At 65.7% G+C, this 25,608-nt stretch carries 24 protein-coding genes; 7 read left to right on the top strand and 17 right to left on the bottom strand.

Features of this window, described 5'->3' with window-relative positions:
* Positions 1-66: 66 nt before the first annotated feature.
* Positions 67-1,488, top strand: a complete 1,422-nt coding sequence (gene gltX / locus RBB34_RS14455; RefSeq protein ID WP_306119939.1) for a glutamate--tRNA ligase — start codon at positions 67-69, stop codon at positions 1,486-1,488.
* A gap of 181 nt (positions 1,489-1,669) precedes the next feature.
* On the top strand, positions 1,670-2,959 hold the full coding sequence (gltA, locus tag RBB34_RS14460) for a citrate synthase (protein WP_306119940.1): 1,290 nt from the start codon (positions 1,670-1,672) through the stop codon (positions 2,957-2,959).
* 10 nt (positions 2,960-2,969) lie between these two features.
* Here gltA and lpxB read toward each other — a convergent pair whose 3' ends face one another.
* The 14 genes from lpxB to RBB34_RS14530 form a co-directional block, all read right to left on the bottom strand.
* Positions 2,970-4,130 (bottom strand): lipid-A-disaccharide synthase, encoded by a 1,161-nt coding sequence (lpxB, locus tag RBB34_RS14465; protein ID WP_306119982.1) that lies wholly within the window; start codon positions 4,128-4,130, stop codon positions 2,970-2,972.
* Positions 4,127-4,999, bottom strand: coding sequence for a UDP-2,3-diacylglucosamine diphosphatase LpxI (gene lpxI / locus RBB34_RS14470; protein WP_306119941.1), 873 nt, complete (start codon positions 4,997-4,999; stop codon positions 4,127-4,129). The genes lpxB and lpxI overlap by 4 nt, the downstream gene beginning before the upstream one ends.
* Positions 5,000-5,047: 48 nt before the next feature.
* The gene (lpxA, locus tag RBB34_RS14475; RefSeq protein ID WP_306119942.1) at positions 5,048-5,881 is read right to left on the bottom strand and encodes an acyl-ACP--UDP-N-acetylglucosamine O-acyltransferase; all 834 of its coding nucleotides are present in this window, start codon (positions 5,879-5,881) and stop codon (positions 5,048-5,050) included.
* A gap of 5 nt (positions 5,882-5,886) precedes the next feature.
* Entirely contained in the window at positions 5,887-6,375 is a 489-nt protein-coding gene (fabZ, locus tag RBB34_RS14480; RefSeq protein ID WP_306119943.1) for a 3-hydroxyacyl-ACP dehydratase FabZ, read from the bottom strand.
* 14 nt (positions 6,376-6,389) lie between these two features.
* Positions 6,390-7,415 carry a UDP-3-O-(3-hydroxymyristoyl)glucosamine N-acyltransferase gene (gene lpxD / locus RBB34_RS14485; RefSeq protein WP_306119944.1) on the bottom strand — a complete coding sequence of 342 codons (1,026 nt, stop codon included), beginning with the start codon at positions 7,413-7,415 and terminating at the stop codon, positions 6,390-6,392.
* 96 nt (positions 7,416-7,511) lie between these two features.
* Positions 7,512-9,881: an outer membrane protein assembly factor BamA gene (gene bamA, locus RBB34_RS14490; protein WP_306119945.1), complete on the bottom strand. Its 2,370-nt coding sequence runs from the start codon at positions 9,879-9,881 to the stop codon at positions 7,512-7,514.
* A gap of 205 nt (positions 9,882-10,086) precedes the next feature.
* On the bottom strand, positions 10,087-11,226 hold the full coding sequence (rseP, locus tag RBB34_RS14495) for an RIP metalloprotease RseP (protein ID WP_306119946.1): 1,140 nt from the start codon (positions 11,224-11,226) through the stop codon (positions 10,087-10,089).
* Between the two features lie 18 nt (positions 11,227-11,244).
* A complete protein-coding gene (locus tag RBB34_RS14500; protein WP_306119947.1) occupies positions 11,245-12,054 on the bottom strand; it encodes a phosphatidate cytidylyltransferase in 810 nt (269 codons plus the stop codon).
* Positions 12,051-12,800 carry an isoprenyl transferase gene (locus RBB34_RS14505; RefSeq protein ID WP_306119948.1) on the bottom strand — a complete coding sequence of 250 codons (750 nt, stop codon included), beginning with the start codon at positions 12,798-12,800 and terminating at the stop codon, positions 12,051-12,053. The genes RBB34_RS14500 and RBB34_RS14505 overlap by 4 nt, the downstream gene beginning before the upstream one ends.
* 56 nt (positions 12,801-12,856) lie before the next feature.
* Positions 12,857-13,414 (bottom strand): ribosome recycling factor, encoded by a 558-nt coding sequence (gene frr / locus RBB34_RS14510; RefSeq protein WP_306119983.1) that lies wholly within the window; start codon positions 13,412-13,414, stop codon positions 12,857-12,859.
* Positions 13,415-13,463: 49 nt separating this feature from the next.
* Positions 13,464-14,186, bottom strand: a complete 723-nt coding sequence (gene pyrH / locus RBB34_RS14515; protein WP_306119949.1) for a UMP kinase — start codon at positions 14,184-14,186, stop codon at positions 13,464-13,466.
* Positions 14,187-14,282: 96 nt separating this feature from the next.
* Positions 14,283-15,206, bottom strand: coding sequence for a translation elongation factor Ts (gene tsf, locus RBB34_RS14520; RefSeq protein ID WP_306119950.1), 924 nt, complete (start codon positions 15,204-15,206; stop codon positions 14,283-14,285).
* 142 nt (positions 15,207-15,348) lie between these two features.
* On the bottom strand, positions 15,349-16,188 hold the full coding sequence (rpsB, locus tag RBB34_RS14525; RefSeq protein WP_306119951.1) for a 30S ribosomal protein S2: 840 nt from the start codon (positions 16,186-16,188) through the stop codon (positions 15,349-15,351).
* Between the two features lie 145 nt (positions 16,189-16,333).
* Positions 16,334-17,155, bottom strand: a complete 822-nt coding sequence (locus RBB34_RS14530; protein ID WP_306119952.1) for a cell envelope integrity EipB family protein — start codon at positions 17,153-17,155, stop codon at positions 16,334-16,336.
* A 114-nt stretch (positions 17,156-17,269) separates the two neighbouring features.
* On the opposite strand from RBB34_RS14530, the gene RBB34_RS14535 reads away from it, so the two are divergent.
* Genes RBB34_RS14535 through RBB34_RS14550 form a run of 4 tightly spaced genes read left to right on the top strand, consistent with a single transcriptional unit; the run spans position 17,270 to position 20,195 of the window.
* Positions 17,270-17,731 (top strand): RidA family protein, encoded by a 462-nt coding sequence (locus tag RBB34_RS14535; protein ID WP_306119953.1) that lies wholly within the window; start codon positions 17,270-17,272, stop codon positions 17,729-17,731.
* Positions 17,728-18,459: a glycerophosphodiester phosphodiesterase family protein gene (locus RBB34_RS14540; RefSeq protein WP_306119954.1), complete on the top strand. Its 732-nt coding sequence runs from the start codon at positions 17,728-17,730 to the stop codon at positions 18,457-18,459. The genes RBB34_RS14535 and RBB34_RS14540 overlap by 4 nt, the downstream gene beginning before the upstream one ends.
* 45 nt (positions 18,460-18,504) lie before the next feature.
* Positions 18,505-19,713 carry a GNAT family N-acetyltransferase gene (locus RBB34_RS14545; RefSeq protein WP_306119955.1) on the top strand — a complete coding sequence of 403 codons (1,209 nt, stop codon included), beginning with the start codon at positions 18,505-18,507 and terminating at the stop codon, positions 19,711-19,713.
* A gap of 53 nt (positions 19,714-19,766) precedes the next feature.
* Positions 19,767-20,195 carry an HIT family protein gene (locus tag RBB34_RS14550; RefSeq protein WP_306119956.1) on the top strand — a complete coding sequence of 143 codons (429 nt, stop codon included), beginning with the start codon at positions 19,767-19,769 and terminating at the stop codon, positions 20,193-20,195.
* Positions 20,196-20,541: 346 nt separating this feature from the next.
* Here RBB34_RS14550 and clpA read toward each other — a convergent pair whose 3' ends face one another.
* From clpA to RBB34_RS14565, 3 genes are all read right to left on the bottom strand, one after another.
* A complete protein-coding gene (clpA, locus tag RBB34_RS14555; RefSeq protein ID WP_306119957.1) occupies positions 20,542-23,052 on the bottom strand; it encodes an ATP-dependent Clp protease ATP-binding subunit ClpA in 2,511 nt (836 codons plus the stop codon).
* Positions 23,053-23,424, bottom strand: a complete 372-nt coding sequence (gene clpS, locus RBB34_RS14560) for an ATP-dependent Clp protease adapter ClpS (RefSeq protein ID WP_306119958.1) — start codon at positions 23,422-23,424, stop codon at positions 23,053-23,055.
* A gap of 267 nt (positions 23,425-23,691) precedes the next feature.
* The gene (locus RBB34_RS14565) at positions 23,692-24,018 is read right to left on the bottom strand and encodes a phasin family protein (RefSeq protein ID WP_306119984.1); all 327 of its coding nucleotides are present in this window, start codon (positions 24,016-24,018) and stop codon (positions 23,692-23,694) included.
* A gap of 273 nt (positions 24,019-24,291) precedes the next feature.
* On the opposite strand from RBB34_RS14565, the gene RBB34_RS14570 reads away from it, so the two are divergent.
* Positions 24,292-25,608 (top strand): D-alanyl-D-alanine carboxypeptidase, encoded by a 1,317-nt coding sequence (locus tag RBB34_RS14570; protein WP_306119959.1) that lies wholly within the window; start codon positions 24,292-24,294, stop codon positions 25,606-25,608.

Here is a 25,608-nt window from a genome sequence, read left to right on the forward strand (position 1 = left end):
GTCCGGCCGCGGCGGCGACACTGCCCCCGCGCGCGCCGGCGCCAGCCAGACAATGCGGAGAATGACATGACAAGCGGCGTCGTCACGCGCTTTGCCCCCTCGCCCACCGGTTTCCTGCATATCGGCGGCGCCCGCACGGCGCTGTTCAACTGGCTTTATGCGAAACACACCGGCGGCAAGATGATGCTGCGCATCGAGGACACCGACCGGGCCCGCTCGACCGAGGCGGCGGTCGATGCGATCCTGGACGGGCTGAGCTGGCTCGGCCTTGGCTGGGACGGCGAGCCGGTCTCGCAATATGCGCGCGCCGACCGGCATCGGCAGGTCGCCCACGCCTTGCTCGATGCCGGCCATGCCTATCGCTGCTATGCGTCCCAGCAAGAACTGGCCGAGATGCGCCAGAAGGCCCGCGCCGAGGGCCGGCCGCCGCGCTATGACGGACGCTGGCGCGATCGCGACCCGGCCCAGGCGCCCGCCGGCATCGACCCGGTCATCCGCCTCAAGACCCCGCGCGAGGGCGAGACCGTCATCGACGATATGGTCCAGGGCACGGTGCGGTTTGCCAATGCCGATCTCGATGACCTGGTCATCCTGCGCTCGGACGGCTCGCCGACCTACATGCTGGCCGTCGTCGTCGACGATCACGACATGGGCGTCACCCATGTCATTCGCGGCGACGATCATCTGACCAATGCGGCGCGCCAGGCCGTGATCTACGGGCATCTGGGCTGGAACGTGCCGGCCATGGCGCATATTCCGCTCATCCACGGCCCCGATGGGGCCAAGCTGTCCAAGCGCCACGGCGCGCTCGGCGCGGACGCCTACCGCGCCATGGGCTATCTGCCCGAAGCGTTGCGCAACTATCTCGCCCGGCTCGGCTGGAGCCATGGCGACGACGAGATCATGTCGACCGAACAGCTGATCGAATGGTTCGACATCGCCGACGTGAACAAGGGCGCCGCCCGGTTCGACATCGCAAAGCTCGAAGCGCTCAACGGCCATTACGTGCGCCATGCCGACGATGCCTATCTCGTCGAGCGTATCGAGGCGCTGCTGCCCGATATCGAGGGCGGCCCGGCGCTGGCCGAAAAGCTGACCGCCGAAAGGCGCGCGCAGCTTCTCGCCGCCATGCCCGGTCTCAAGGAGCGTGCGAGAACGCTGACCCAGCTCATCGAGAGTGCCGGCTATCTGTTTGACGAACGGCCGCTTTCCTTTGACGAGAAGGCGGCCGGCATTCTTGACGCCGACGCCCGCGCGCTGCTCGCCCGGGCGCATGCGGCATTGTCGAAAACTCCCGCCTGGGACGCCGAACATCTCGAAGCGGCGGTACGGGCCTTCGCCCAGGTCGAGGGCGTCAAGCTCGGCAAGGTCGCCCAGCCGATGCGCGCGGCGCTGACCGGCCGGGCCGTTTCGCCGGGCGTTTTCGACGTGCTCGCCGTGCTCGGCCGCGACGAGGCGCTGGCCCGGATCGGCGATGTCATGGCTTGACGCACGCGCCGCCGGCGGCAATGAGGATGCCATAGATATTGCAATGCACAAATCAGGCTTTGGGCTAGCTTGGCACCCTGCCCCAAATCCGCTAGCAAGTCCGCGACCTTCCCGCCGTCCCAATCGGTGCCCCAGCGTGCGCACATGACGGCATTTCACCTTACCAGCTGGAGGACAGGCCATGGCTGACAAGACCGCAACCTTGACCGTTGACGGGACGGCCCATGACTTTGACGTCTACTCGGGCAGCGTGGGTCCCGATGTCATCGACATTTCAAAGCTTTACGCGCGAACGGGAAAGTTCACCTACGATCCCGGCTACACCTCGACCGCAAGCTGCCAGTCGCAGATCACATTCATCGACGGCGACAATGGCGTCCTGCTGCATCGCGGATACCCGATCGAGCAACTCGCCGAGAACGGCGACTTCCTGGAAACCTGCTACCTCCTGCTCTACGGCGATCTGCCGACCCGCGCCCAGAAGGAGGATTTCGACTACCGGGTGACGCACCACACCATGGTGCACGAGCAGATGAACCGGTTCTTCACCGGCTTCCGGCGCGACGCGCACCCCATGGCCATCATGTGCGGCGTCGTCGGCGCGTTGTCGGCCTTCTATCACGATTCCACCGACATTTCCGACGAGCACCAGCGCATGGTCGCCAGCCTGCGCATGATCGCCAAGATGCCGACGATCGCGGCCATGGCCTACAAATACTCGATCGGCCAGCCCTTCGTTTACCCCAAGAACGACCTCGACTATGCCTCGAACTTCCTGCGCATGTGCTTTGCGGTTCCGTGCGAGGAATATCAGGTCAATCCGGTGCTCTCGCGCGCCATGGACCGCATCTTCATCCTGCATGCCGACCATGAGCAGAACGCCTCGACCTCGACGGTCCGCCTTGCCGGTTCTTCGGGCGCCAACCCCTTCGCCTGCATCGCCGCCGGCATTGCCTGCCTTTGGGGCCCGGCCCATGGCGGCGCCAACGAGGCCGCGCTCAACATGCTCGCCGAGATCGGCACGCCCGAACGCATTCCCGAGTTCATCGCCCGCGCCAAGGACAAGGACGACCCCTTCCGCCTGATGGGCTTTGGGCACCGCGTCTACAAGAATTACGATCCGCGCGCCAAGATCATGCAGAAGACCACCCATGAGGTGCTCGGCGCGCTGGGCAGCAGCAACGATCCCATGCTGCAGGTCGCCATGGAGCTCGAGCAGATCGCCCTCACCGACGAGTATTTCGTGGAAAAGAAGCTCTATCCGAACATCGACTTCTATTCGGGCATCACGCTCAAGGCGCTGGGCTTTCCGACCAACATGTTCACCGTCCTGTTCGCCCTGGCCCGCACGGTCGGCTGGATCGCGCAGTGGAAGGAGATGATCGAGGATCCCAGCCAGAAGATCGGGCGGCCGCGCCAGCTCTATTGCGGCGAACCGCAGCGCAATTACCTGCCGGTCGAGGCGCGCTGAACGGGCATCGTCAGGTTCTGAAATGGTGCATCAGCAGTTCGGCGGCGCGCTCGGCCGGCGCGTCATCGATCGCCATGCGCTCGCGCACGCGGGCATAGCCGGCCATCATCATGCGAACCCGGTCGCCGTCAGGCCGGCGCAGCTCCTCCAGCATGCGCGCCAGATAGCCTGGTCGGATCATCTCGTTGTAGTATTCGGGAATGACCGGCGCATCGGCGATGATGTTGGGCAGCGCCGCCGTCCAGGTCGTGATCATCGGCATGGCAAGCCGCATCAGACGATCGGCCCGATAGCAAGAGATCGCCGGCACACCGGCCAGGGCGAGTTCGAGCGTCACCGTGCCCGAGGCACAAAGCGCCGCATCGGCACGGCGATAGGCGCCGATCTGCGCGGCGCGGCCGGTGGTCACCCGCACCGGCATCGACCACGACAGGATGTGATCGCGCACCTGGCGCTCCAGAGACGGCAGGGTCGGGATATCGACCCGGACATCGCCAAGGCGCGTTTTCACGATCTCGGCGGTCGCGCGGAAATCGTCGAGCAGCGCACGGATTTCGCTGCGTCGGGAGCCCGGCAGCACGAGCAGTTGCATCGCTTCATGTTCGCACGCCCGCTGCCGGCGCGCCTGCCAGCATGAAGAAAGCGCCTCATCGGCCATCAGCCGGTGGCCGACATAGTGCGTTTCGGGTCCGCCCAGTTCGGCCATGACCTGCGGCTCGAAGGGCAGCACGGCCAGCACCTGATCGACATGGTCGCGCATGCGCGCAGCGCGTTCGGGACGCCACGCCCAGACGGTCGGTGCGACATATTTGACGATCGGGATGTCCGGCGCCCGCGCCCGCACGCGCCTTGCCACGCGCAGCGAGAAATCGGGGCTGTCGACCAGGATCAGGCAATCGGGCCGCGCGGCAATGATGGCATCGGCCGTCTGGCCGATGCGCCGGATCAGCCGCGGCAGGCTGGCCACGACATCGCTGATGCCCATCAGCGCGATCTCGGCGGGATCGAACACGCTGGCAAGGCCCTTGTCGGCAAGCCGCGCCCCGCCCACGCCGACGAGCGCGATGGAACGGCCGAGCCGGCGTTCGAGCGCCTCGACCAGTTCCGCGGCGAGAAGCTGGCCCGATTCCTCGCCGGCGACGATGGCGAGTTTTGGGTCGCGACCGTTCATTGCCACGCCGGCGGTCCGTCAAGACCGTTCGGATCGAGCCCGATGAGGAACAGCCCGGCCGCATCGGCCGCCTCGATCGTCGCCTGCCGGTCGACGATCAGCGTGTTCTCGCCATGCACGGCGATGCCGGCGAGCCGCGCCGCGGCCGCCCGCTGCACCGTGCCCACACCGATCGTGGGCAGATCGACCCGCATGTCCTGGCCGGGCTTGCGCAACTTGACCAGCACGCCCCCCTTGCGGTTCGACAGCCGTCCCGCCCCGCGCAGATCCGCCACCCGCTCGAGCATGGCATCGGTTCCTTCGGCCCCCTCGAGCGCCACCACGCGCCGGCCGATGACGACGACCGCCTGGCCGGCATCGATGGCGCCGAGCGCATGCGCCGCCCGGGCGCCGACCTCCAGAGCGGTCGCCTCGCCTTTGGCAACGGGCCGCCTGCCCAGCGGTCCGACGGGGGCGAGCAGGTCGGGCTCGAGTTCGTGCACGCCGGCGACCGCAAATCCTTCCGATTGCAGGATCCCCACCACCATGCGCAGCAAGGCGTCATCGCCGCGCCCGCGACCGGCGAGGTAATGACGCAGGAACCGCAGCGTTGTCAGGTCTGGGCGAAGCTGGCCGATGTCGGGCCGACCCGAGACCGAGCCGACGAGCACGACCGTGCGCACACCCCGGTCGCGCAGATGCCGGACGATCGGGCCGGGCTGGCCAAGGCCGAACCGGCCATGTTCGAACGCTGCCAGCCGCTCATCGGCATTGCCATCGAGCATGATGACGACGAATTGCGCCCTTCGCTCGGCCAGAAGCTCGGCAATGTGGAGCGGAATGGCGCCGCCGCCGGCGATGATGCCGATGGGTGCGTTGATATCCTGCAATCGACCAGGGCGGGAATGAGACGCGCGTGTCCCGGCCACGGTGGCAACTCACTGCGCTTCGGCCTGGCGCAACCTCGCCCCGCCAAGCGGCGTGGTCAGTTGTCGCTTGCTGTCATCGAGCACGAAACCGGCCATGGCTTGCGCGACGGTGCTGTCGGCGTATCGTTCGACGACGGTCCGGGCATTGTCGCGCACCGATTGCCCGTTCTCGGCGAACAGGGCCTCATAGGCCGCACGTGCCGTCCCGATCGCCTCGCGGTCAAGACCGGCGCGCTTCATGCCGACCACGTTGAGCCCGCAAAGATGGGCGCGGTTGCCCATCACCATGCCGAAGGGAATGACGTCGTGTGCCACACCGCTGAGCCCGCCGATGAACGCGTTGCGCCCGATCATGCAGAACTGGTGGATGCCGGCGCCGCCGCCGACGATGACGCGCTCGCCCACGGTCACGTGCCCGCCGATCATGACATTGTTGGCGAAGGTGACATGGTCGCCGATGATGCAGTCATGGGCGACATGGGAATAGGCCAGGAACATGCAATTGTCGCCGACCGTGGTCTCGCCGCGCGCATTGCCCGTGCCGCGATGCATGGTCACGCCCTCGCGGATGATGTTGGCGCGCCCGATCACCAGCCGTGTCGGCTCGCCGCGATAGGCGGTGTTCTGCGGCGCGCAGCCCAGAACCGCCTGCGGATAGACGGTGGTGCCCGCGCCGATCTGCGTGTCGCCGGTGACCACGACATGGCTGATCAGTTCGACATCGTCGCCGAGCACCACGTCCGGACCCACATGGCAGAACGGGCCGATGCGCACATTGGCACCCAGTTGCGCGCCCGTCTCGACGAGAGCGGTGGGGTGAACGAAGCTTGGCGTGGCGTCCATCGGTGTCAAACGCCCCCACCGCGCTTTGCATCGTCGGGCGAGAGCATCGCCGACAATTCCGCCTCGGCGGCGACGTCGCCCGCGACCCTGGCCTGGCAGGCATAGCGGCAGATCGACCCGCGCCGCTTGATCAGTTCGACATGGTATTCGAGCACGTCGCCGGGCACGACCGGCCGGCGGAACTTGGCCTTGTCGATGGTCATGAAATAGACCAGCGCCGGCTGGTCCATGCCAAGGCTCTTGATGCCGATCGCACCCGCCGTCTGCGCCAGCCCCTCGATGATCAGCACGCCCGGCATGATCGGATTGCCCGGGAAATGGCCAGTGAAATGGGGCTCGTTATAGGTGACGTTCTTGATGCCGACGGCCGATTGCAGCCCGTCGATATTGACGATCCGGTCGACCAGCAGCAGCGGATAGCGATGGGGCAGGAGCTTGAGGATCTGCTCGAGATCGGCCGTCTCGAGCGAGGCATCGACGGGGGTGTGGGTCATGAAGCCGTCAGTGTTCAGTTGCGGTCTTGTCTCTTAGAGGGATCGGCAAGCCGGCGCAATGCCGCCTGCTGGCGGAAGAATGCCCGGCTCGGCTGCGCCGGAACCCCGGCCCAGCGTTCGCCGTCACCGATATCGTTCATCACCCCCGACCCCGCGCCGACGCTCACATCGTTGCCGATCGTGACGTGATCGGCGAACCCGGCGCCACCGCCGATCATGCATCGATCGCCGATCGTCACGCTGCCCGAAATGCCGACCTGGCCCGCGATCGCCGTGTGCACGCCGATCCGCACATTGTGGGCGACCTGCACCAGATTGTCGATCTTGGTGCCCTGGCCGATCACCGTGTCCTCGAGCGCGCCGCGGTCGATGGTCGTGTTCGCGCCGATCTCGGCATCGTCCTGAACGATCACGCGCCCGAGCTGGGGCACCCGGCGCAGCCCGTCCGGCCGCGGCATGAAGCCAAATCCCTCCTGCCCGATCCGTGCGCCGGGCAGAATGCCGACGCGGTCGCCGATCAGCGCATACTGGATGGCAACGCCCGGGCCGATGCGGCAGTCGCGTCCGATCCGGCAGCCCCGCGCGATCACCGCATTGGCGCCGACCACCGTCCCGCGCCCGATCTCGACGTCATCGCCGATGACCGCGCCCGGCTCGACGGTCACGTCCGGTTCGAGCCGCGCGCTGCTCGCCATCATCGCGGCGCCGACCGTGCGGGCCGCGGCGGGATCGGCGATCACGGGCGAATCGCCCAGACTGTCCGGAAACAGCGCTGAAACGGCATCGAGAAAGGCATGGCGCGGTTCGTCGGCCACCAGCAGTGCCGGACCGGCGGGCAAGGTGGAAGCGACGGTTTCGGTGCACAGGATCGCCGCGCAGACGTCAAGGGCGGCCAGATCCATGCCATTGGGCCTGTCGATGAACACCAGCGCATCGGCGACCGGCAGGTGCGCCGGCGCGACCGTCGCGATCTTCCGCTCCGCATCCGCTCGCGCCGGCAGATCCAGCCCGATCGCGCGGGCGACCGCGCCCAACGTCATCGCCGACGCGGGCCGGTGGAAATGCGGGTCGCAAGCCAAGTCAGGAACGCTGCGGGCTTTCCGGCATGCGCGCCATGGCAGCCGGAAGGCCCGTCATCAGAATGCCGTGGATACCGAGAAGGAGAAGTTCTGCACCTTGTCGTGCGGCTCCTTTACGACCGGCCAGGCATAGTCGAACCGCAGCGGCGCGACGGGCGACTGCCAGATCAGGCTGACACCGGCCGAGGCGCGCCATTCCATAGATGTGTTGATGGCGCCCGCGACATCAGTGTCAAACAGCGTCGCCGCGTCGGCGAAGACCGCGCCTTTGACGCCGAGATCACGCGGGAAAGCAGGCATGGCAAACTGAAGTTCGGCCGTGGCGTTTATATAGGTCTTGCCGCCAATGAAGTTGCCGCTCGCATCCGTGGGACCAATACCGTTATACTCAAAGCCTCTAATGCGATTGGCACCGAGTTCGAACTGGTCAAAACCCATTACCATCTGTCCAAGGCCAGTAATGTTGCCCGCGCCGCCGCGAAGCAAGGCTACTACTTCGGCCTCCTCGTTGACCGTATGATAGTAGCTGGCATCGACAGTCGTGCGCACGAACTGCGCATCGCCGCCTAAGCCGGCGACCTCCTGGTTGAACCGCGCGTACACACCCTCGGTAGGATCCACCGGATCGTCGATCGTGTTGTAAATGAGCCCGTAACTCACAGCCGACTTGGCTCGCACCCCGCCGGCATCGATGCGGTCCTCGATGAACTCGGGCAGGATGCAGGTATCAGCCGGCCCATCTGTCCCCGTTGACAAGGCACATGCGCCAGTGCCTATATATTCGTCCTGAACATAGGAATAGCCGACCGTCGCCCGCAAATTGTCATTAAGGGGCAAGCCGAATGTGACCGCGCCACCGGTACTGGTCTTGTCATATCCGCCAGAAACACCGCTGTAATTGCGGCGCTCTTGGAACACGTCAACGGTCGCCGAGACCCGGTAGCCTAGGAAATAGGGCTCGGTGAAGGACACATTGTAGGTTCGCGAATCAGTGGTGCCGCCGACAGCGACCTTGATGGCTTGACCACGGCCAAGGAAGTTGCGCTCGGTGATCGAGCCAGTAACATTGACGCCCTGGCTCTGCCCGCCCGTCGAGTAGCCCACCCCGACGCCAAATTCGCCGGTTGAACGCTCCTGAACTTGCACCACAAGAACCACACGGTCAGGCGAAGAACCCGGTTGGGTGGTGACCGCAACACGCTCAAAGAACCGCAATTCCTCAAGCCGGCGCTGGGCGCGCCGCACCAGGAACTGGTTGAAGGCGTCCCCTTCGGAAATGTCGAATTCGCGACGGATGACGTAATCGCGGGTGCGGGTATTGCCGACGATCTCGATGCGCTCGACGAAGGCGCGCTGGCCCTGATCGACGATATAGGTGATGTCGATGGTGCCGGTCTCGAAATTGCGATTGCCGACCGGGGTGACTTCGGCGAACGGAAAGCCGTTGGCCGCAAGCTGCTCGGACATGGCGATCAGCGTGTCTTCGACCTCCGAAGCGCTGTAGACACGGCCGGGACGGGTCTCGATGGTTCGCGCCAGCGCCTCCTGATCGACACCGGTGACCGTGTTGTCGATGTCGATCATGCCGAAGGCGTAGCGTTCGCCCTCGTCGATCTCGAAATTGATGATCAGTTCGCCGGTCGCCGGATCGGTGTCGACCGACGAGGAAAGGATCCGGAAGTCGGCATAGCCGCGATTGAAGTGGAAGCGGCGGAGCTGCTCCTCGTCGGCGGCAAGACGCTGGTCGTCATAGACATCGTTGCGCGTCAGCCACGACATGAAATTGGACTGCTTGGTCGAGATCACGCTGCGCAGCCGGCGGTCGCTGAAGGCGGTGTTGCCGGTGAAATTGATCTGCGCGATCCGCGTGCGGTCGCCCTCGTCGATCTGGAAGACGACATTGACCCGGTTCTCGCCAAGATCGACGACGCTGGCGGTCACCGTCACGTCGGCGCGGCCGATTCGCGCATAGGCTTCGTCCACGGCCAGCACGTCGGCATCGAGCGTGGCCTGATCGAACTTGCCGCGCGGCGCCAGTTCGACGACCTGGTCCAGCCGGTCGTCCTTGATCTTGCGGTTGCCCTGAAACAGCACCTGGTTGACGGTGGCCAGTTCCTCGACCGCGACCACCAGCGTGCCGCCACGGGTGACCACCGAGGCATTGGCGAAAAGACCGGTGCGGAACAGCGCCTTGACGGCATCGTTGACGTCCGCGGCCGAATAGTCGCGCCCCGGCTCGTAGCCGACGAAATCGGCGATCGACTGCTCGGAAACGCGGACATTGCCGCTCACCGAGATCGCGTTGACGACAGCGGCATGGGCGCTGGTGGTCTGAAGGAGTTCAATGGCGATCGCACCACCCACGACGGGCGTCGCCGTCAACACGATTGCCGAAACAGCACTCAGTAGTCCAGAAGCCGCTTTCATGCGGTCGCGTCCCCAGTTTCTCGGGCCAGTTTCAGACCAGCCATCGTCCTCGTTTTGCCCAAACCCCTATTGCAGGCTTTGCCGCCACACGCAAGGTTTAGGGTTAAAAACCGTTTAGTGCGTGCTGCTTAGTGACGTTTTCGCAACGCCGGGCACGGCGTGATGGTAAACAGACCCTGATTTTTTGCCCATCCCCCCGGGGCTCCTAACCGCTGCCCAGCAACAAGGTTATGTCGTTCCAGGTCGCAAACACCATCAGGCCCAGAATCAGAGCGAATCCGATCCGGTAGCCCACCTCCTGCGCCGATTCCGACAGCGGCTTGCCGCGCACCGCTTCATAGGCGTAGAACAACAGGTGCCCGCCATCGAGAATGGGCACGGGCAACAGGTTCAAAAGGCCGATCGATACCGAAAGGATCGCGGTCAGGTTCAACAGCGCCACAAAGCCCAGCGTCGCCACCTGCCCCGAAACCTGGGCGACGCGAATCGGCCCGCCGATCTGGTCGGCGCGCTCGCGGCCGGTCACCACGCCGGCGATGTAGCCGGCCGTTCGCGAGACGACATAGCCGGTTTCGGCAACGCCAAGCCGGACGGCCTCCAGCGGCCCGTAGGTCTCGACCCGGTAGCGGCCCATTTCGGGATTGTTGACCACCCCGATCACGCCCTGCTCCATGCGGTTGCCGAACCGGTCCTCGATCTCCAGCCGCTCTGGCGTGATCGTCACCGTCACCTGTTCGCCATCGCGCTCGACGACGAAGTCGATCGGCTCGCCGGCGCGCGGCGCGACATAGCGCTGCACGTCGGCGAAGCTTTCGACCCGGTTGCCATCGAGGCTGACGAAGACATCGCCCGGCTCAAGCCCCGCTTCCTGCGCCGCGCCGTCCTCGCGCAACTCGGCCACGACGGGGTCGGCGACGGTGCGACCGAAAACGGCCAGAACCACCGAAAAGATGACGATCGCCAGCAGAAAGTTCGCCGCCGGACCGGCGAACACGGTCGCCGCGCGGCGCCAGACGCTCTTTGTGTGAAAGGCGCGCGCCCGCTCGGCCTCGCTCAGATCGTCTTCATGGGAGGCCGAGGCGGCGTTCATGTCGCCGACGAATTTCACGTAGCCGCCCAGCGGAATCAGCGACAGCCGCCATCGCGTGCCGCGCCGGTCGGTAACTCCGGCGATCTCCGGGCCAAAGCCGATCGAGAAGACCCGCGCGCCGATCCCGCACCAGCGGCCGACCAGGTAGTGGCCCAGTTCGTGAATGAAGATCACGATCATCAGGACGAACAGGAACGGCAGCAAGATGCCGACAATGAAGCCGTCCGTCGACACCAGGTTGATGAGCAAATCCATGTCCGTGGCCTTTGCGAATCAGAAGAAGGCCCGCGAAGGCGTCGCGATGCCGGCGCTCGCCGCCCCGGCAACCCACAGGCCAATCGCGGCGAAAACAAGACCGTCGACCCGGTCCATCATGCCGCCATGGCCGGGAATGACGTTGCTGGAATCCTTCACGCCCGCCCGCCGCTTGATCCAGCTTTCGAAAAGGTCGCCGGCCTGTGCCAGAACCGACAGCAATATGGCCAGCAGCGCGGCCGTGCCAGCCGAGCGCACGCCGAATGCGAGATGCACGAGCACACCCGCCGCCACCGCCGCGCCAAGCCCGCCGATTGCGCCCGAAATGGTCTTCTTGGGCGAAACGCGCGGCGCAAGTTTCGGGCCGCCGACGCTGCGGCCGACGAAATAGGCGCCGATGTCGGTGGCCCAGACGATGGCCACCAGGAACAGGATGGCCACCAGTCCGGCCCGGTCTCCCCATTCGCCGCGCAACAGCGCGAGCGCGGCCAGCAGCAGCGCCGCATAGACAAATCCGCCGATCCCGCGCGGATCCCTGAGCAGCACCGTGACCGCCGAGAAGCCGGCGAGCACCGCCACCAGGCCCGGCGCCACCGCCTCGGGCGGCAGGACCAGCACGACCAGCGCGATGGCGATCAGCGCCAGGATCCCCGTCATCTGCAGCCGGTCATCGCGGCCTGGCATCTTCATGTCGGTCCACTCGGCCCAGAAGATGCTGGCCATGATCGTGACCAGGACGACGAAGGGAGCGCCGCCGGCGATCGTGGCGGCAAGAAAGATGGTTGCCAGAATCACGCTCGACCAGACACGCTGGGCGAGATTGCTCATATGGCGGCGTCCCGTGCCGGCGCCACGGCGCCATAGCGCCGGTCGCGACCCCGATAGGTCTCCAGCGCCTCGACCAGATGCGACTCGGCGAAGTCCGGCCACAGGCAGTCCAGAAACACCAGTTCCGAATAGGCCGCCTGCCACAAAAGGAAATTGGAAAGGCGCATCTCGCCGCTGGTGCGGATGATCAGATCGGGATCGGGCAGCCCGCCGGTATCCATGGCCGCGGCGAGGTCGGCGGTGGTCAGGCGCCGGTCCGTACCGGGCTCGGCGCGCGCCCGGTCGACCAGCGACTGCGCCGCGCGCAGGATCTCGTCGCGGCCTCCATAGTTGAAGGCGATGTTGAGATTGAGCCGCACATTGGCCTTGGTGCGTTCCTCGGCCATGTCGATGAGTTCGCCGATGTCGGGCTGCAGCCCCTGCCGGCTGCCGATGATGCGCACGCGCACGCCATTGCCGGCCAGCTCCTCCAGGTCGCGATGGATGTAAAGGCGCAACAGCCCGAGCAGGTCGCGCACCTCTTCGGGCGGCCGCGACCAGTTCTCGGACGAAAAGGCATAAAGCGTCAGATAGCGGATGCCATGATGGGGCGCGGTGCGCACGGTGCGCCGCACGGCCTCCACGCCCGCCCTGTGGCCGAAGGTGCGCGGCATGCCCCGGGCGCGTGCCCAGCGGCCATTGCCGTCCATGATGATCGCCACATGGTCCGGCCCGCAGGCCTCATCGACAGGCGCTTGTGACAGCAAATTCGCCTCCTTGTGGCCCCCACGCCCGGAACGACACGCAACCGCGACCGGTGCCGTCAGACGTGCAGGATCTCGGCCTCCTTGTCGGCGAGCAGTTCATCGATTCGCGCAATGAAGGCGTTGGTCTGCTCCTGCACGGCCTCGGATTGCATGCGCCCCTCGTCCTGGCCGATTTCGCCGTCTTTCTCGAGCTTTTTCAAGCTGTCCATGCCATCGCGACGCACGTGACGCACAGCAATCCGCGCGTTTTCGGCATATTGATGGGCAACCTTGACCAGTTCGCGACGCCGTTCCTCGTTCAGTTCGGGCAACGGCACCCGCACCGTGGTTCCCTCTGTCATCGGATTGAGGCCGAGATTTGATTCCCGAATCGCTTTTTCGACCGCGCCGACCATCGATTTGTCCCAGACATTGACGGCCAGCATGCGCGGCTCGGGCACGTTGACATTGGCGACCTGGTTGATCGGCATCGTCGTGCCATAGGCCTGCACGGTGATCGGGTCGAGCAGCGAGGCCGACGCTCGCCCGGTACGCAAACCGCCCAGGTCGTTCTTGAACGCGTTGATTGCGCCTTCCATGCGCCGCGTGATGTCGGAAAGGTCGAATTCGCTCATCGCTCGTGTTCCTCCGCAGCCTTGTTCTGCATCAGCTTCGATTGTCGCCTCAGGACTCAAAGACCAGTGTCGAATGTCCCTCGCCGCGCAGGATCGCCGCCAGCCCGCCCTGTTCGTGGATGGAAAAGACGATGATCGGAATGCGGTTTTCACGCGTCAGGGCGACGGCGGCAATATCCATGACGGCCAGACCCTTTTCGATCAACTGGGCATGGGAAATGCGGTCGTAGCGCTCGGCATCGGGCTCGAGCTTGGGATCGGCCGAATACACGCCATCGACCTGCGTGCCCTTGAGCAGCGCGTCCGCGTCGATCTCGGCCGCCCGCAGCGCGGCCGCCGAATCGGTGGTAAAATAGGGATTGCCGGTGCCGCCCGCGAAGATGACGACGCGGCCCTGCTCGATGTTCCACATCGCCTTGCGCTGCGAAAAGCTCTCGCAAAGCTGCGGCATGGCGATCGCCGAGAGCACCACGGCATCGAGCCCGCACTTGACCAGCGATGTGCGCAGGGCCAGCGAATTGATCACCGTTCCCAGCATGCCCATGTGATCGCCGGTCACCCGGTCGCCGCCGCGCGAGGCCACCGCCACGCCGCGGAAGATGTTGCCGCCGCCGATGACGATGGCCACCTGCACGCCCATCTTCACGGCCTGTGTGATGTCACGGGCGATCCGGTCGGCAACGGCGACGTCGATGCCGAAGCCCTGGTCGCCCATCAGCGCCTCGCCGGACACCTTCAGCAGGACACGCTTGTAGATCGGGGCAGCGGACATGGATGACAACCGGGGGCAGGATTCGTTCAGGTCCGATACAATAGGGGCACCGCATTGTCACGCGGTGCCCATGATCGTCGCCGATCGAACGGCGGATCAGCTCTTGGCCGCGGCCGCGACCTCGGCGGCGAAGTCGCTTTCTTCCTTCTCCACGCCCTCGCCCAGCGCGAAGCGAACGAAACCGGTGACCTTGGCCGGCGCGCCGATGTCCTTTTCGGCTTCCTTGAGCGCCTGTTCGACGCTCAGATCCGGATTGATCACGAAGCTCTGCTTGAGAAGGCAGACCTCCTCGTAGAACTTGCGCAGCCGCCCCTCGACCATCTTCTCGACGATGTTGTCGGGCTTGCCCGAGGCGCGCGCCTGCTCGGAGAAGATTGTCTTTTCGCGCTCGACGGCCGCCGGGTCGAGATCGTCGACATCGATGGCCAGCGGGTTGGTCGCCGCCACATGCATGGCGATCTGCCGGCCGATCGTGCCGGCCGCCTCGGCATCGCCCGTGGTCTCGATGGCGACCAGCACGCCCATCTTGCCCATGTCGGTCTTGACGGCGTTGTGCACATAGGTCGCCACCACGCCGCTGCCGACCGTCAGCTTGGCCGCGCGGCGCAGCGTCATGTTCTCGCCGATGGTCGCCACCGCGTCCTTGATCGCCTCCTCGACGCTCTTGCCGCTGCCCGGATGGGGCGCGGCGGCGACGGCCTCGACCGTGCCGTCGGTGCCGAGCGCGACGCTGGCGACGTCGGCGACCAGCGACTGAAAGGCGTCATTGCGCGCAACGAAGTCGGTTTCGGAGTTGATCTCGACGGCGACCGCAGCCGTGCCTTCGGCCGCCACGCCGATCAGGCCCTCGGCCGCGGTGCGGCCGGATTTCTTCTCGGCCTTGGCGATGCCCTTCTTGCGCAGCCAGTCGATCGCCGCGTCAAGATCGCCATCGGTGGCCTCCAGTGCCTTCTTGCAGTCCATCATGCCTGCGCCGGTCGCCTCGCGCAGCTGTTTCACCAATGCGGCGGAAATGCTCATCCTCGTGCCTCTGCTTTTCCCCGGTTCGGCGCCCTTTGGCCGGCGCATCCGGTCTGTCATGAAAGTGTCGCAACCGGCCGGCTCATGCACCGCGCGTGTGACGCGACGATGAACCGGCCGCGGGGCCGCGTGCGGCCGCGATCTACTGGGCCTGGGCCGGCTGCTGTTCGGCCGGTGCGGCCTCGGCCGGCTTGTCTTCGGCGGGCGCGGCCTCGGCGGCCTCCTCGACCGGCGCGACCGCCGGTTCGGCCGGTGCCTCCACACTCTCGCCGATATCCATGCCAGAGGCGCCCTGCTGGCGCTCGATGCCGTCGATGGCCGCACGTGCGATCAGGTCGCAATAAAGCGAGATGGCGCGGGCGGCATCGTCATTGCCCGGGATCGGGTAGTTGACGACGTCGGGATCGCAGTTGGAGTCGATCACCGCGACGACGGGAATGCCCAGGCGATGGGCTTCCTTGATGGCGATCGCCTCCTTGTTGGTGTCGATCACGAACATCAGGTCGGGAATGCCGCCCATGTCCTTGATGCCGCCGAGCGCGCGATCGAGCTTTTCGCGCTCGCGCTCGAGGTTGAGCCGCTCCTTCTTGGTGAAGCCCTGCGCCTCGCCTTCAAGCAGTTCTTCCAGATTGCGCAGCCGCGAGATCGAATGGGAGATCGTCTTCCAGTTGGTCAGCATGCCGCCGAGCCAGCGCGCATTGACGTAATACTGGGCGCTGCGCCTGGCCGCGTCGGCAACGATCTCCGAAGCCTGACGCTTGGTGCCCACGAACAGCACGCGGCCGCCGCCGGCGACCGTGTCCGAAACCTTCCGGAGCGCCTGCTCGAGTAGCGGCACGGTCTGCGACAGGTCGATGATGTGAACATTGTTGCGGTCGCCGAATATGTACGGCGCCATTTTCGGGTTCCAGCGATGCGTCTGGTGGCCGAAATGCACGCCAGCTTCCAGAAGCTGGCGCATGGAATAGTCAGGCATTGCCATGCGTTTTGTCCTTTCCGGTTTGACCTCCACGGCGCATGAGCGGTTGCCCGCCACCGGAGGCGCGGCCGGATGTCTCCCGGACGCGCCGAAACGCCGTGTGTGGAATGGATGCGCGCTTAGCTGAAACGGGCCTGCGATGCAAGCGTCAGTCGCATTCATCGGCCTCCAGCAGTTCAAGCTCCTCCATCGTGCCTTCGATGACGAAGTCGCCATAGTCCATTTCCAGCGACCGCGTGATGCCGCTGTCATGCATCTTGAAGGCGATGCGGTAGTCGGGCAGCCCCTCGCCCTCCAGGTCGGCGGGGTCGAAATAGGCGACCGACACATTGCGGAAGGGCTCGTCGGCGAGCGCGCCGATGGCGTCGGGATCGTCGGCTTCGTCGCGCTTTTCCGGGCCGACCACGACCGTCGTGGTCAGCACGCGATCGCCCTCGTCCGAACCGTCATAGATCGGCGCTTCGTAGAAGCGTTCGCCCGCTTCGGCGCGTTCGATGAGGTCGATCATGTGCTCGGTCGGAAACATCGCCGGCGGCAGGGTCAGTTCGTCATCGACCGGCTCGGTGCGGTCGACCACGATGCCCTCATCGGTACGCATGGCCGTGCCTTCGACATGCAGGTCGAGCCGCCGGTCGACGAAGGTGCGCGTCACGTAGCGGAACATCGAACCGTCGCCGGCCTCGTAGGTCGTCGTCTGCTGGTCGGTGACGCGCTCGGCCCCGCGCACGGCGATCTGCGTGACGAAACGGAAATTGGTGGTATAGCCCTCGCAGGCCGACCCGCGGAACTCGTAGGCGATCCGGCCGCGCATGTCACTGATGCCGCTGCGTTCGCTGGCTTCGGACAGGACCACGTCATAGATCGCCCGGTGCGGCGCCAGATCGGCGGCGATCGCCGGCATCGCCCCGCCCAGGCAAAGGCCGGCGGCGATCGATCCCACGCCGCCGCGGACACTGAAGAACACTGTCATGAAGACTCACTTTCCTTGTTGCCTGATCGGCCGACTATAGGAATTGTCGTGGCAGAAGCGAGGCGGACGGGGCAGGATGGACGATGGCTGGAATCATGACAGGGGACGGACACCATGGCCAGTGAAATCGAGGCGCGGCTTGCCGCGATGGGAATCGCCCTTCCGGTCGCGGCGGCGCCGGCCGCCAACTATCTGCCCTACAGCCGCAGCGGCGGGCACCTGTTCACCGCGGGCCAACTGCCCCTTCGCGACGGGACGCTGACCGCCAAGGGCCGGCTGGGCGCCGAAGTCTCGCTCGAGGCCGGCCAGCAGGCGGCGAAATGGTGCGCCGTCAACATCCTGGCGCAGGCACAGGCGGCGCTGGGATCGCTGGAGGCCATCCGGCGCATCGTCAAGATCACCGTCTACGTCGCCAGCGGGCCCGACTTCACCGACCAGCATCTGGTGGCCAACGGGGCGTCGGACCTTCTGGCCGAGGTTCTTGGCGAAAACGGCCGGCACGCGCGCTCGGCGGTCGGCGTGCCGCGCCTGCCGCTCGATGCCCCCGTCGAGATCGAGGCGATCATCGAGACGTGAGCCTTTCGTTCCTCACCGCCCGGCCGATCGCCCATCGCGGCCTGCATGACGGCAACCGGCGGCGCTGGGAGAACACGCTCGCCGCCTTCGAAGCGGCCATCGCCGGCCGCTTCGCGATCGAGCTTGACGTTCAGCTTTCCGCCGACGGTATCGCCATGGTCTTCCACGACGACCGGATGGACCGGCTGACAGACGAGAGCGGCCCCGTCGCCGCCTACAGCGCCGCCCATCTGGGCGACACGCGGGTGGGCGGCACGGCCGCGACCATCCCGACCCTGGCGCAGGTGCTGGACCATGTCGCCGGCCGCGTGCCGGTCATCATCGAGATGAAGGACAATGACGCGCGCAACGCCCAGCTCGCCGTCGCGGTCGCCACCGATCTGGACGGCTATGACGGCGCGGCGGCGGTGATGAGCTTTTCGCGCCCGCTGCTTGGCCACTTCGCGCGCACGCGCTCGCAGGTGCCGTTCGGATTGACGGCCGCGGGCACCGGTCCCACGGCGCTTGCACTGCACGAGCGCGCTTTCGCGCTTGGCATATCCTTTGTCTCCTATCACGTGCGCGACTTGCCGAACGCCTTCGTCGCGAAGGCGCGCAGGCGCGCCCTGCCCGTCATCACCTGGACGGTGCGCACGCGCGACGAGCTTGCCCTGTCGCGACGACATGCCGACCAGATCACCTTCGAGGGGTTCGATCCCGACGCCAATGCCTCATTGGCGACGAATTGATGATCCACGCCTTGCTGCGACGCTGCACTGCGATAGATCAGGCCCATGACCACCGGAATCGCCGCCTCGTCGTCGGCCCGTGCCGAAACGCGCCTCCTCGTCCGCGTTCATGAGCGCGTCGCCGACGTGCCCGCGGATGTGTGGGCCGGGTTTTCCGGCGCGGCAAGGGGTGGCAGCACGCCCTACAACCCGTTCGTCAGCCATGCCTTCCTCAGCGCGCTCGAGGAGTCGGGCAGCGCCGTCGCCGGCACCGGCTGGCACGGTAAGCACCTGGTGCTCGAGGACGCCCAGGGCAAGGCGCTCGCCGCCATGCCGGCCTTTCTGAAGTCGCACAGCCAGGGCGAATATGTCTTCGACCATGGCTGGGCCGACGCCTTCGAGCGCGCCGGCGGACGCTACTATCCCAAGCTGCAATCCTCGGTGCCGTTCACGCCGGCCACCGGCCCGCGCCTGCTCGTCGGTCCCGATGTCGACGCCGCCGCCGCCCGCCGCGCGCTGGCCCGGGCCATGGCGCAGCTGACAGAGCGACTCGGGCTGTCATCGGCGCATGTCACCTTCGCCAGGCAGGCCGACATCGACGCGCTGGTCGAGACGGGCTTCTTGCACCGCACCGACCAGCAATTCCATTTCCGTAACCAGGGCTATTCCAGCTATGGCGCGTTTCTGGAGACGCTGTCCTCGCGCAAGCGCAAGAATCTCAAGAAGGAGCGCGCCACGGCCCTTGAAAACGGTATAGAAATCGACTGGTTGACCGGGTCGGACATCACCGAGGCGGCACTGGACGCCTTTTTCGCATTCTATGTCGACACCGGCAGCCGCAAATGGGGCCGGCCCTATCTCAACCGCACCTTCTTCTCGCTGGTCGCCGAACGCATGGCCCAGGACATTTTGCTGGTCATGGCGCGGCGCAATGGCCGCTACATCGCCGGCGCGATCAACTTCATCGGCGAGGACACGATCTTCGGCCGGCACTGGGGCTGCATCGAGCACCACCGGTTCCTGCATTTCGAGGTCTGCTATCACCAGGCGATCGACTTCGCCATCGACCGCGGGCTCGAGGTCGTCGAGGCGGGCGCGCAGGGCGAGCACAAGATCGCCCGCGGCTACATGCCGGTGACGACCCACTCGGCCCACTACCTGCCCCATGAGGGCTTTCGCGACGCGGTCGCCGATTATCTGCGCCACGAACGCGCCGACGTGGCGCGCTTCGGCGAGATCCTGTCCGGGGCCGGCCCGTTCAAGAAAAGCGGTTGATGCACCGGCCGTGCCCGGCTAGCAGGACTGCAACTCTTTTTCAGGAGCGTGCCATGGTCGACTACGATCCCGACAACATCTTCGCCAGGATCCTGCGCGGCGACATTCCCAGCCACAAGGTGCACGAAGACGACGACACGCTGGTGATCATGGATGCGATGCCGCAGGCCCCCGGCCATGCGCTGGTCATCCCCAAGTCGCCATGCCGCAACCTGCTGGATGCCGAGCCGATGGCGCTCGGCGCGGCAATCGCCGTGGTCCAGCGCGTCGCGCGCGCTTCGATGGCCGCCTTCGGGGCCGATGGCATCACCGTTCTGCAGTTCAACGAACCGGCCGGCGGACAATCGGTCTTCCACCTGCATTTTCACGTCATCCCGCGCCATGACGGGGTGGCGCTCAAGCCCCATTCGGGCGAGATGGAAAGCAACGACGTTCTCGCCGGCAATGCGCTCAAGCTGCGCGAGGCCCTGGCCGACCTCTGACGGGTCCGGACGGTGCACCGGTGAACTTGTCCGTACAGATGTGCATGTTTTCGGCGTCAGGATCGCCGGGATCGATCGGGCTCGCGCCAACTGGCCGAAATGCGGCAAGCACGGCGCAGGCCTTGACGAAATCGAGCACGCGCTGCGACACATGACTTATCGCATCGCCGTCCCCGATCCGTCGCAGCGCGGATTCAGAACGGCTTGCAGAGGGCCATCGGGTCGCGTCGCCTTCGTCGTCTTCACGCGCTGAGACCGTGCCGGGGAGACCCCTTTGTGCCCCGACGAGACGAGAAAGGCCCGCCGGTCGGGGCGGGCCTTGTTCGTTCACGGGGTCTGTCGCCGCCTATTTGCGCGGCACGCGCGGCACCGTGCGGTTGGCCTTTGGCGTTGCGGAATCCTCGTCGGCGCTGGTCCCGCTTTCGCCATCCTGCGCGTTCGCGGTTCCCCCGCCCGAGCCGTCGCGATCGGCCGGACCGTTCGTCGCCTGCCTGGCGGTGCCTGCCTTGGCCTTGCCGCGCGACTTGCGCTTTGAGACCTCCGATTTCGGCTTGACCGGCACCTCGTCGGCGACTGCCTCGAGCTTGAGCCTGTCTTCGCCCAGCTCGTCCTTTTCGACGGTCACCTTGACGGTCCCGCCCTTCTTGAGCTTGCCGAACAGGACCTCGTCGGCCAGCGGCTTCTTGATGTGCTCCTGGATCACCCGTCCGAGCGGCCGCGCGCCCATGCGCTCGTCATAGCCCTTGTCCGCGAGCCAGGCGACGGCCGCCTTGTCCAGATCGAAGGTCACGCCGCGCTCGGAAAGCTGCGCCTCCAGCTGCATGACGAACTTCTGCACGACGCGGTGAATCACCGGCACCGGCAGCGGGCCGAACGGGATGATCGCGTCCAGCCGGTTGCGGAACTCGGGCGTGAACAGCCGGTTGATCGCCTCCATGTCGTCGCCCTCGCGGCGCGACGAGCCAAAGCCGATCGCCGGTCGGGCCATATCGGCCGCGCCCGCATTGGTCGTCATGATCAGCACCACATTGCGGAAGTCGATCTGCTTGCCGTTATGGTCGGTCAGCTTGCCGTGATCCATGACCTGCAACAGGATGTTGAACAGGTCCGGATGGGCCTTTTCGATCTCGTCGAGCAGCAGCACGCAATGAGGATGCTGGTCGACGCCATCGGTCAGAAGCCCGCCCTGGTCGAAGCCGACATAGCCCGGAGGCGCGCCGATCAGCCGCGATACGGTATGCCGCTCCATGTATTCGCTCATGTCGAAGCGCAGCAGTTCGACGCCCATCGAGCTGGCGAGCTGCTTGGCGACTTCTGTCTTGCCGACGCCGGTCGGCCCCGAGAACAGATAGGCGCCGATCGGCTTTTCCGGCTCGCGCAGGCCGGCCCGGGCCAGCTTGATCGACGAGGCCAGCGCCTCGATCGCCAGATCCTGGCCGTAGACGACGCGCTTGAGCTCCTTCTCCAGATTGGCGAGCACCTTCTCGTCGTCCTTGGAGACCGATTTGGGCGGGATCCGCGCCATCGTGGCGATCGTCGCCTCGATGTCGTGGACGCTGATCGTCTTCTTGCGCTTCTTGGCGGGCACGAGCATCTGCCGCGCGCCGGTCTCGTCGACCACGTCGATCGCCTTGTCCGGCAACTTGCGGTCGTTGATGTAGCGCGCCGACAGCTCGACCGCCGACTTGATGGCGTCATCGGTGTACTTGACCTTGTGAAACGCCTCGAAATAGGGCTTGAGACCCTTCATGATCGCAACCGCGTCATCGAGCGAGGGCTCGACCACGTCGATCTTCTGGAACCGGCGCACCAGCGCCCGGTCCTTTTCGAAGAACTGGCGGAATTCCTTGTAGGTCGTCGAGCCGATGCAGCGGATCGTACCGTTCGACAGCGCCGGCTTGAGCAGGTTCGAGGCGTCCATCGCCCCGCCCGAGGTCGCGCCCGCACCGATCACGGTATGGATCTCGTCGATGAACAGGATGGCGCCCTCGAACTCCTCGAGTTCCTTGACGACCTGTTTCAGCCGCTCCTCGAAATCGCCGCGATAGCGCGTGCCGGCGATCAGCGCCCCCATGTCGAGCGAGAAGATCGTCGACTCCTCGAGCACCTCGGGCACATCGCCCTCGACGATGCGCTTGGCGAGACCTTCGGCGATGGCCGTCTTGCCCACGCCCGGATCGCCCACATAGAGCGGATTGTTCTTCGAGCGCCGGCACAGCACCTGGATCGTGCGGTTGATCTCATCGGCGCGGCCGATCAGCGGATCGATCTTGCCGCTCCTGGCCTTGGCATTGAGGTCGATGCAGTAGGCGCCCAGCGCACTCTCCTGCTTCTTCGCGCCCTCCTCGCCCTCGCCCTGCTGGGCGCCCTCGGCCTCGTCCTCGGCGCCGGTCGGGGTCCGCGTCACCGACGCGCCGGGCCGCTTGGCGATGCCATGGGCGATATAGTTGACCGCGTCATAGCGCGTCATGTTCTGTTCCTGCAGGAAATAGGCCGCATGGCTTTCCCGCTCGGCGAAGATGGCGACCAGCACATTGGCGCCCGTGACCTCCTCGCGGCCCGAGGACTGCACATGGATGACCGCGCGCTGGATGACGCGCTGGAATCCGGCGGTCGGCTTGGCGTCCTCGTCATAGCCGGTCGCCAGATTGGCCAGTTCGTTGTCGACATATTCGGCCAGCGTGCGGCGCAGCGCGTCGAGGTCGACATTGCACGCATCGAGCACCGCGCGCGCATCCTTGTCGTCGATCAGCGCGAGCAGCAGATGCTCGAGCGTTGCATATTCGTGTTCGCGCTCATTGGCGAAGGTCAGCGCCTGATGGAGCGCCCGCTCGAGCGTTTGGGTGAATGCCGGCATCTATTTCTTCTCCATCACGCATTGCAGGGGGTGCTGGTTCTGGCGCGCAAAATCCATCACCTGCGTCACCTTGGTCTCGGCGACTTCATAAGTGTAGACGCCGCATTCGCCGACGCCGTGATTGTGCACATGCAGCATGATCCGCGTCGCCTGGTCGCGATCCTTCTGGAAGAACCGCTCCAGCACGTGGACCACGAACTCCATGGGCGTGTAGTCGTCATTGAGCAGCAGGACGCGGTAAAGGCTGGGTTTTTTCGTCTTCGGCTCGGTCCGCGTGATGACCGACGTTCCGCGTCCTGCGCCACGACCGTCCCGGTCGTCATCATTGTTGCGCGCCGCGCCGGCGGGACGATGTCCGCTGTGGGTGTTCATTGCGGTCATTTTCGTCATTTCAGGCGTGCTGTCCATGGCTTGGGAGCGTACCGTCCCCGACCCTATCTAGGTCGATTTGCCAGCATTTTAAGGCCCGAGAGACAAGGCGCAAGAGCGATTGGCGGCAACGGTCCTCAACATGCCGGCAGTCGGCAGGAACGCCGCGGGCATGCATTGGTGCCACCGCGACACGAAAAAAGCCCGCGCGCCAGAAGGCGCCCGGGCTGTGCAAGTCGGGCCCGCCGAACGGGCCGCGTCCCTGGCCGCTTACTTGGAAGCGGGGACCATGGTCTCGAAGGGCTTGTAGGCTTCCTTGGCGAGATCGGCATAGAGCTCGCCCATCTTGGAGGCCTGCGCGACCATGCCCTCATAGGCCGACTTGGCGTAGTCGGTCTGCACCTCGATCGCCTTTTCGAGCGACTTCGATGCCACCAGCTTCTCGAACGCGGCGGCGCTGGCCTCGTAGGAGGACTTGGAATAGTCCGTCGCCTCGGTGGCGATCGCCTGCATGCCCTTGGTCATGGCTGCATAGCTCTTCAGAGCGTTGTCCATCATTTCCTTGTTGGATTTGCTCATGTCTTCAAATGCTTTCATCATCGTAACACCCTTGTCGATGCGGATTGGCGGTTGGCAGGATCATCGGCTCGCAACGTCCATGGCCCCTGTTATAGTGTGCACTGCACAAAAATGCAAGGGGCCTTTTTTGCATCGCACAATACAACTTGAACAAAATCCCGCCAAAACCGGCAAGCATTCGGTCACCATAAACGGATTGGTAACGCAGCGGCCATAGCGTCGACAGCCGGCGGCACGCCGCCGCCGACAACCCCCGCGTTCCGTGTTGCGAGATTGCTAGCTGTGTTTTCCATGCAAAGAGCCACCGCCCAGACCGGCGCCCTGCCCCCCCGCCTCCTTGCCCTCGTGTTGAAAACCCTGACGCTCGCCCTGGTCTTCGCCGCGATCGTCGCGATCGCCCCGGCGAACGCCAATCCCAAATATGCGGGCATCGTCATCGACGCCAACACCGGCAAGACGCTGTACGACTACCGCGCCGACAACACCCGCTACCCGGCCTCGCTGACCAAGATGATGACGGTCTACATGATGTTCGAGGCGATGCAGACGGGTCAGCTCAAGCCCTCGACCCCGATTCGCATTTCGCGCCATGCCGCCTCCATGGTCCCGTCCAAGCTCGGCATTCCGGCCGGCGGAACGATCACCGCGGAAGCGGCGATCCTGTCGCTGGTCACCAAGTCTGCCAACGATGTCGCCGCCGCCGTCGCCGAGCATCTTGGCGGCACCGAGAGCCAGTTCGCCCGGATGATGACGCGCAAGGCGCGCGCGCTGGGCATGAAGTCGACCACCTTCCGCAACGCCTCCGGCCTGCCCAATTCGGGCCAGGTGACCACCGCCCGCGACATGGCCCGCCTCGGCATCGCGCTGCAGGAGCATTTTCCCGACAAGTTCCGGTACTTCTCGACCCGCTCCTTCGAATATGCCGGCACCACCCACCGCAATCACAACCGGCTTCTTGGCCGCATCAAGGGCGTCGACGGCATCAAGACCGGCTATATCCGCGCCTCCGGCTTCAATCTGGTCACCTCGGTGAACACCGGCGGCCGCTCGATCGTGGCCGTCGTGATGGGCGGCCGCACCGGCGCCTCGCGCAACGCGCAGATGGAAAAGCTTGTCGCCGAGTATCTGCCCAGGGCATCGCGGCGCGATCGCGGGCCGCTGATCGCCAAGCGCGGCGCGACCCGCTTCGCCATCCGGGGCGCCAGCATCGCATCGGTCCCCACCAGCCGCCTGCCGGTGCCCTCGCTCGCCGCGCGCAGCCAGACCGTCGCCGAAAAGCCCCTGCTGAACGCCTATGCCGCCGCACCCAAGCGGGCCGCCGGATCGGTCGACCCGATCACCACCGCTTCGGCCGCACCGCGTACCGGTTGGGTGATCCAGATCGGTGCGCTGGAAAGCGAAGGCCAGGCGCTCGACTATCTGAGCACGGCCCAGTCGCGCGCCGCCAGCGTGCTCGGCGGCCGCGACCCGTTCATCGAGGTGTTCGTCAAGTCCGGGGTGACCTATCACCGCGCCCGCTTTGCCGGTTTCGGCTCGAAATCGGAGGCCTGGGGCGCCTGTGAAAGCCTCAAGGCATACGATTACGCCTGCCTGGCCTACCAGCTGTGA

It is taken from the genome of Roseitalea sp. MMSF_3546, from assembly GCF_030732865.1.
Lineage (GTDB): Bacteria > Pseudomonadota > Alphaproteobacteria > Rhizobiales > Rhizobiaceae > Roseitalea.

Bases quoted from the DNA above. Each gene is read 5' to 3' on its own strand.
- RBB34_RS14565 (WP_306119984.1), bottom strand. From the start codon at position 24,018: ATGAAAGCATTTGAAGACATGAGCAAATCCAACAAGGAAATGATGGAC.
- gltX (WP_306119939.1), top strand. From the start codon at position 67: ATGACAAGCGGCGTCGTCACGCGCTTTGCCCCCTCGCCCACCGGTTTC.
- lpxA (WP_306119942.1), bottom strand. From the start codon at position 5,881: ATGGACGCCACGCCAAGCTTCGTTCACCCCACCGCTCTCGTCGAGACG.
- RBB34_RS14535 (WP_306119953.1), top strand. From the start codon at position 17,270: ATGGCCAGTGAAATCGAGGCGCGGCTTGCCGCGATGGGAATCGCCCTT.
- clpA (WP_306119957.1), bottom strand. From the start codon at position 23,052: ATGCCGGCATTCACCCAAACGCTCGAGCGGGCGCTCCATCAGGCGCTG.
- RBB34_RS14570 (WP_306119959.1), top strand. From the start codon at position 24,292: ATGCAAAGAGCCACCGCCCAGACCGGCGCCCTGCCCCCCCGCCTCCTT.
- rpsB (WP_306119951.1), bottom strand. From the start codon at position 16,188: ATGGCAATGCCTGACTATTCCATGCGCCAGCTTCTGGAAGCTGGCGTG.
- rseP (WP_306119946.1), bottom strand. From the start codon at position 11,226: ATGGATTTGCTCATCAACCTGGTGTCGACGGACGGCTTCATTGTCGGC.
- tsf (WP_306119950.1), bottom strand. From the start codon at position 15,206: ATGAGCATTTCCGCCGCATTGGTGAAACAGCTGCGCGAGGCGACCGGC.
- pyrH (WP_306119949.1), bottom strand. From the start codon at position 14,186: ATGTCCGCTGCCCCGATCTACAAGCGTGTCCTGCTGAAGGTGTCCGGC.
- clpS (WP_306119958.1), bottom strand. From the start codon at position 23,424: ATGAACACCCACAGCGGACATCGTCCCGCCGGCGCGGCGCGCAACAAT.
- RBB34_RS14500 (WP_306119947.1), bottom strand. From the start codon at position 12,054: ATGAGCAATCTCGCCCAGCGTGTCTGGTCGAGCGTGATTCTGGCAACC.
- frr (WP_306119983.1), bottom strand. From the start codon at position 13,414: ATGAGCGAATTCGACCTTTCCGACATCACGCGGCGCATGGAAGGCGCA.
- RBB34_RS14550 (WP_306119956.1), top strand. From the start codon at position 19,767: ATGGTCGACTACGATCCCGACAACATCTTCGCCAGGATCCTGCGCGGC.
- gltA (WP_306119940.1), top strand. From the start codon at position 1,670: ATGGCTGACAAGACCGCAACCTTGACCGTTGACGGGACGGCCCATGAC.
- RBB34_RS14545 (WP_306119955.1), top strand. From the start codon at position 18,505: ATGACCACCGGAATCGCCGCCTCGTCGTCGGCCCGTGCCGAAACGCGC.
- RBB34_RS14530 (WP_306119952.1), bottom strand. From the start codon at position 17,155: ATGACAGTGTTCTTCAGTGTCCGCGGCGGCGTGGGATCGATCGCCGCC.
- bamA (WP_306119945.1), bottom strand. From the start codon at position 9,881: ATGAAAGCGGCTTCTGGACTACTGAGTGCTGTTTCGGCAATCGTGTTG.
- fabZ (WP_306119943.1), bottom strand. From the start codon at position 6,375: ATGACCCACACCCCCGTCGATGCCTCGCTCGAGACGGCCGATCTCGAG.
- lpxB (WP_306119982.1), bottom strand. From the start codon at position 4,130: ATGAACGGTCGCGACCCAAAACTCGCCATCGTCGCCGGCGAGGAATCG.
- lpxD (WP_306119944.1), bottom strand. From the start codon at position 7,415: ATGACGTTGGGCGCGGTCGCCCGCGCGATCGGGCTGGATCTGCCGGCG.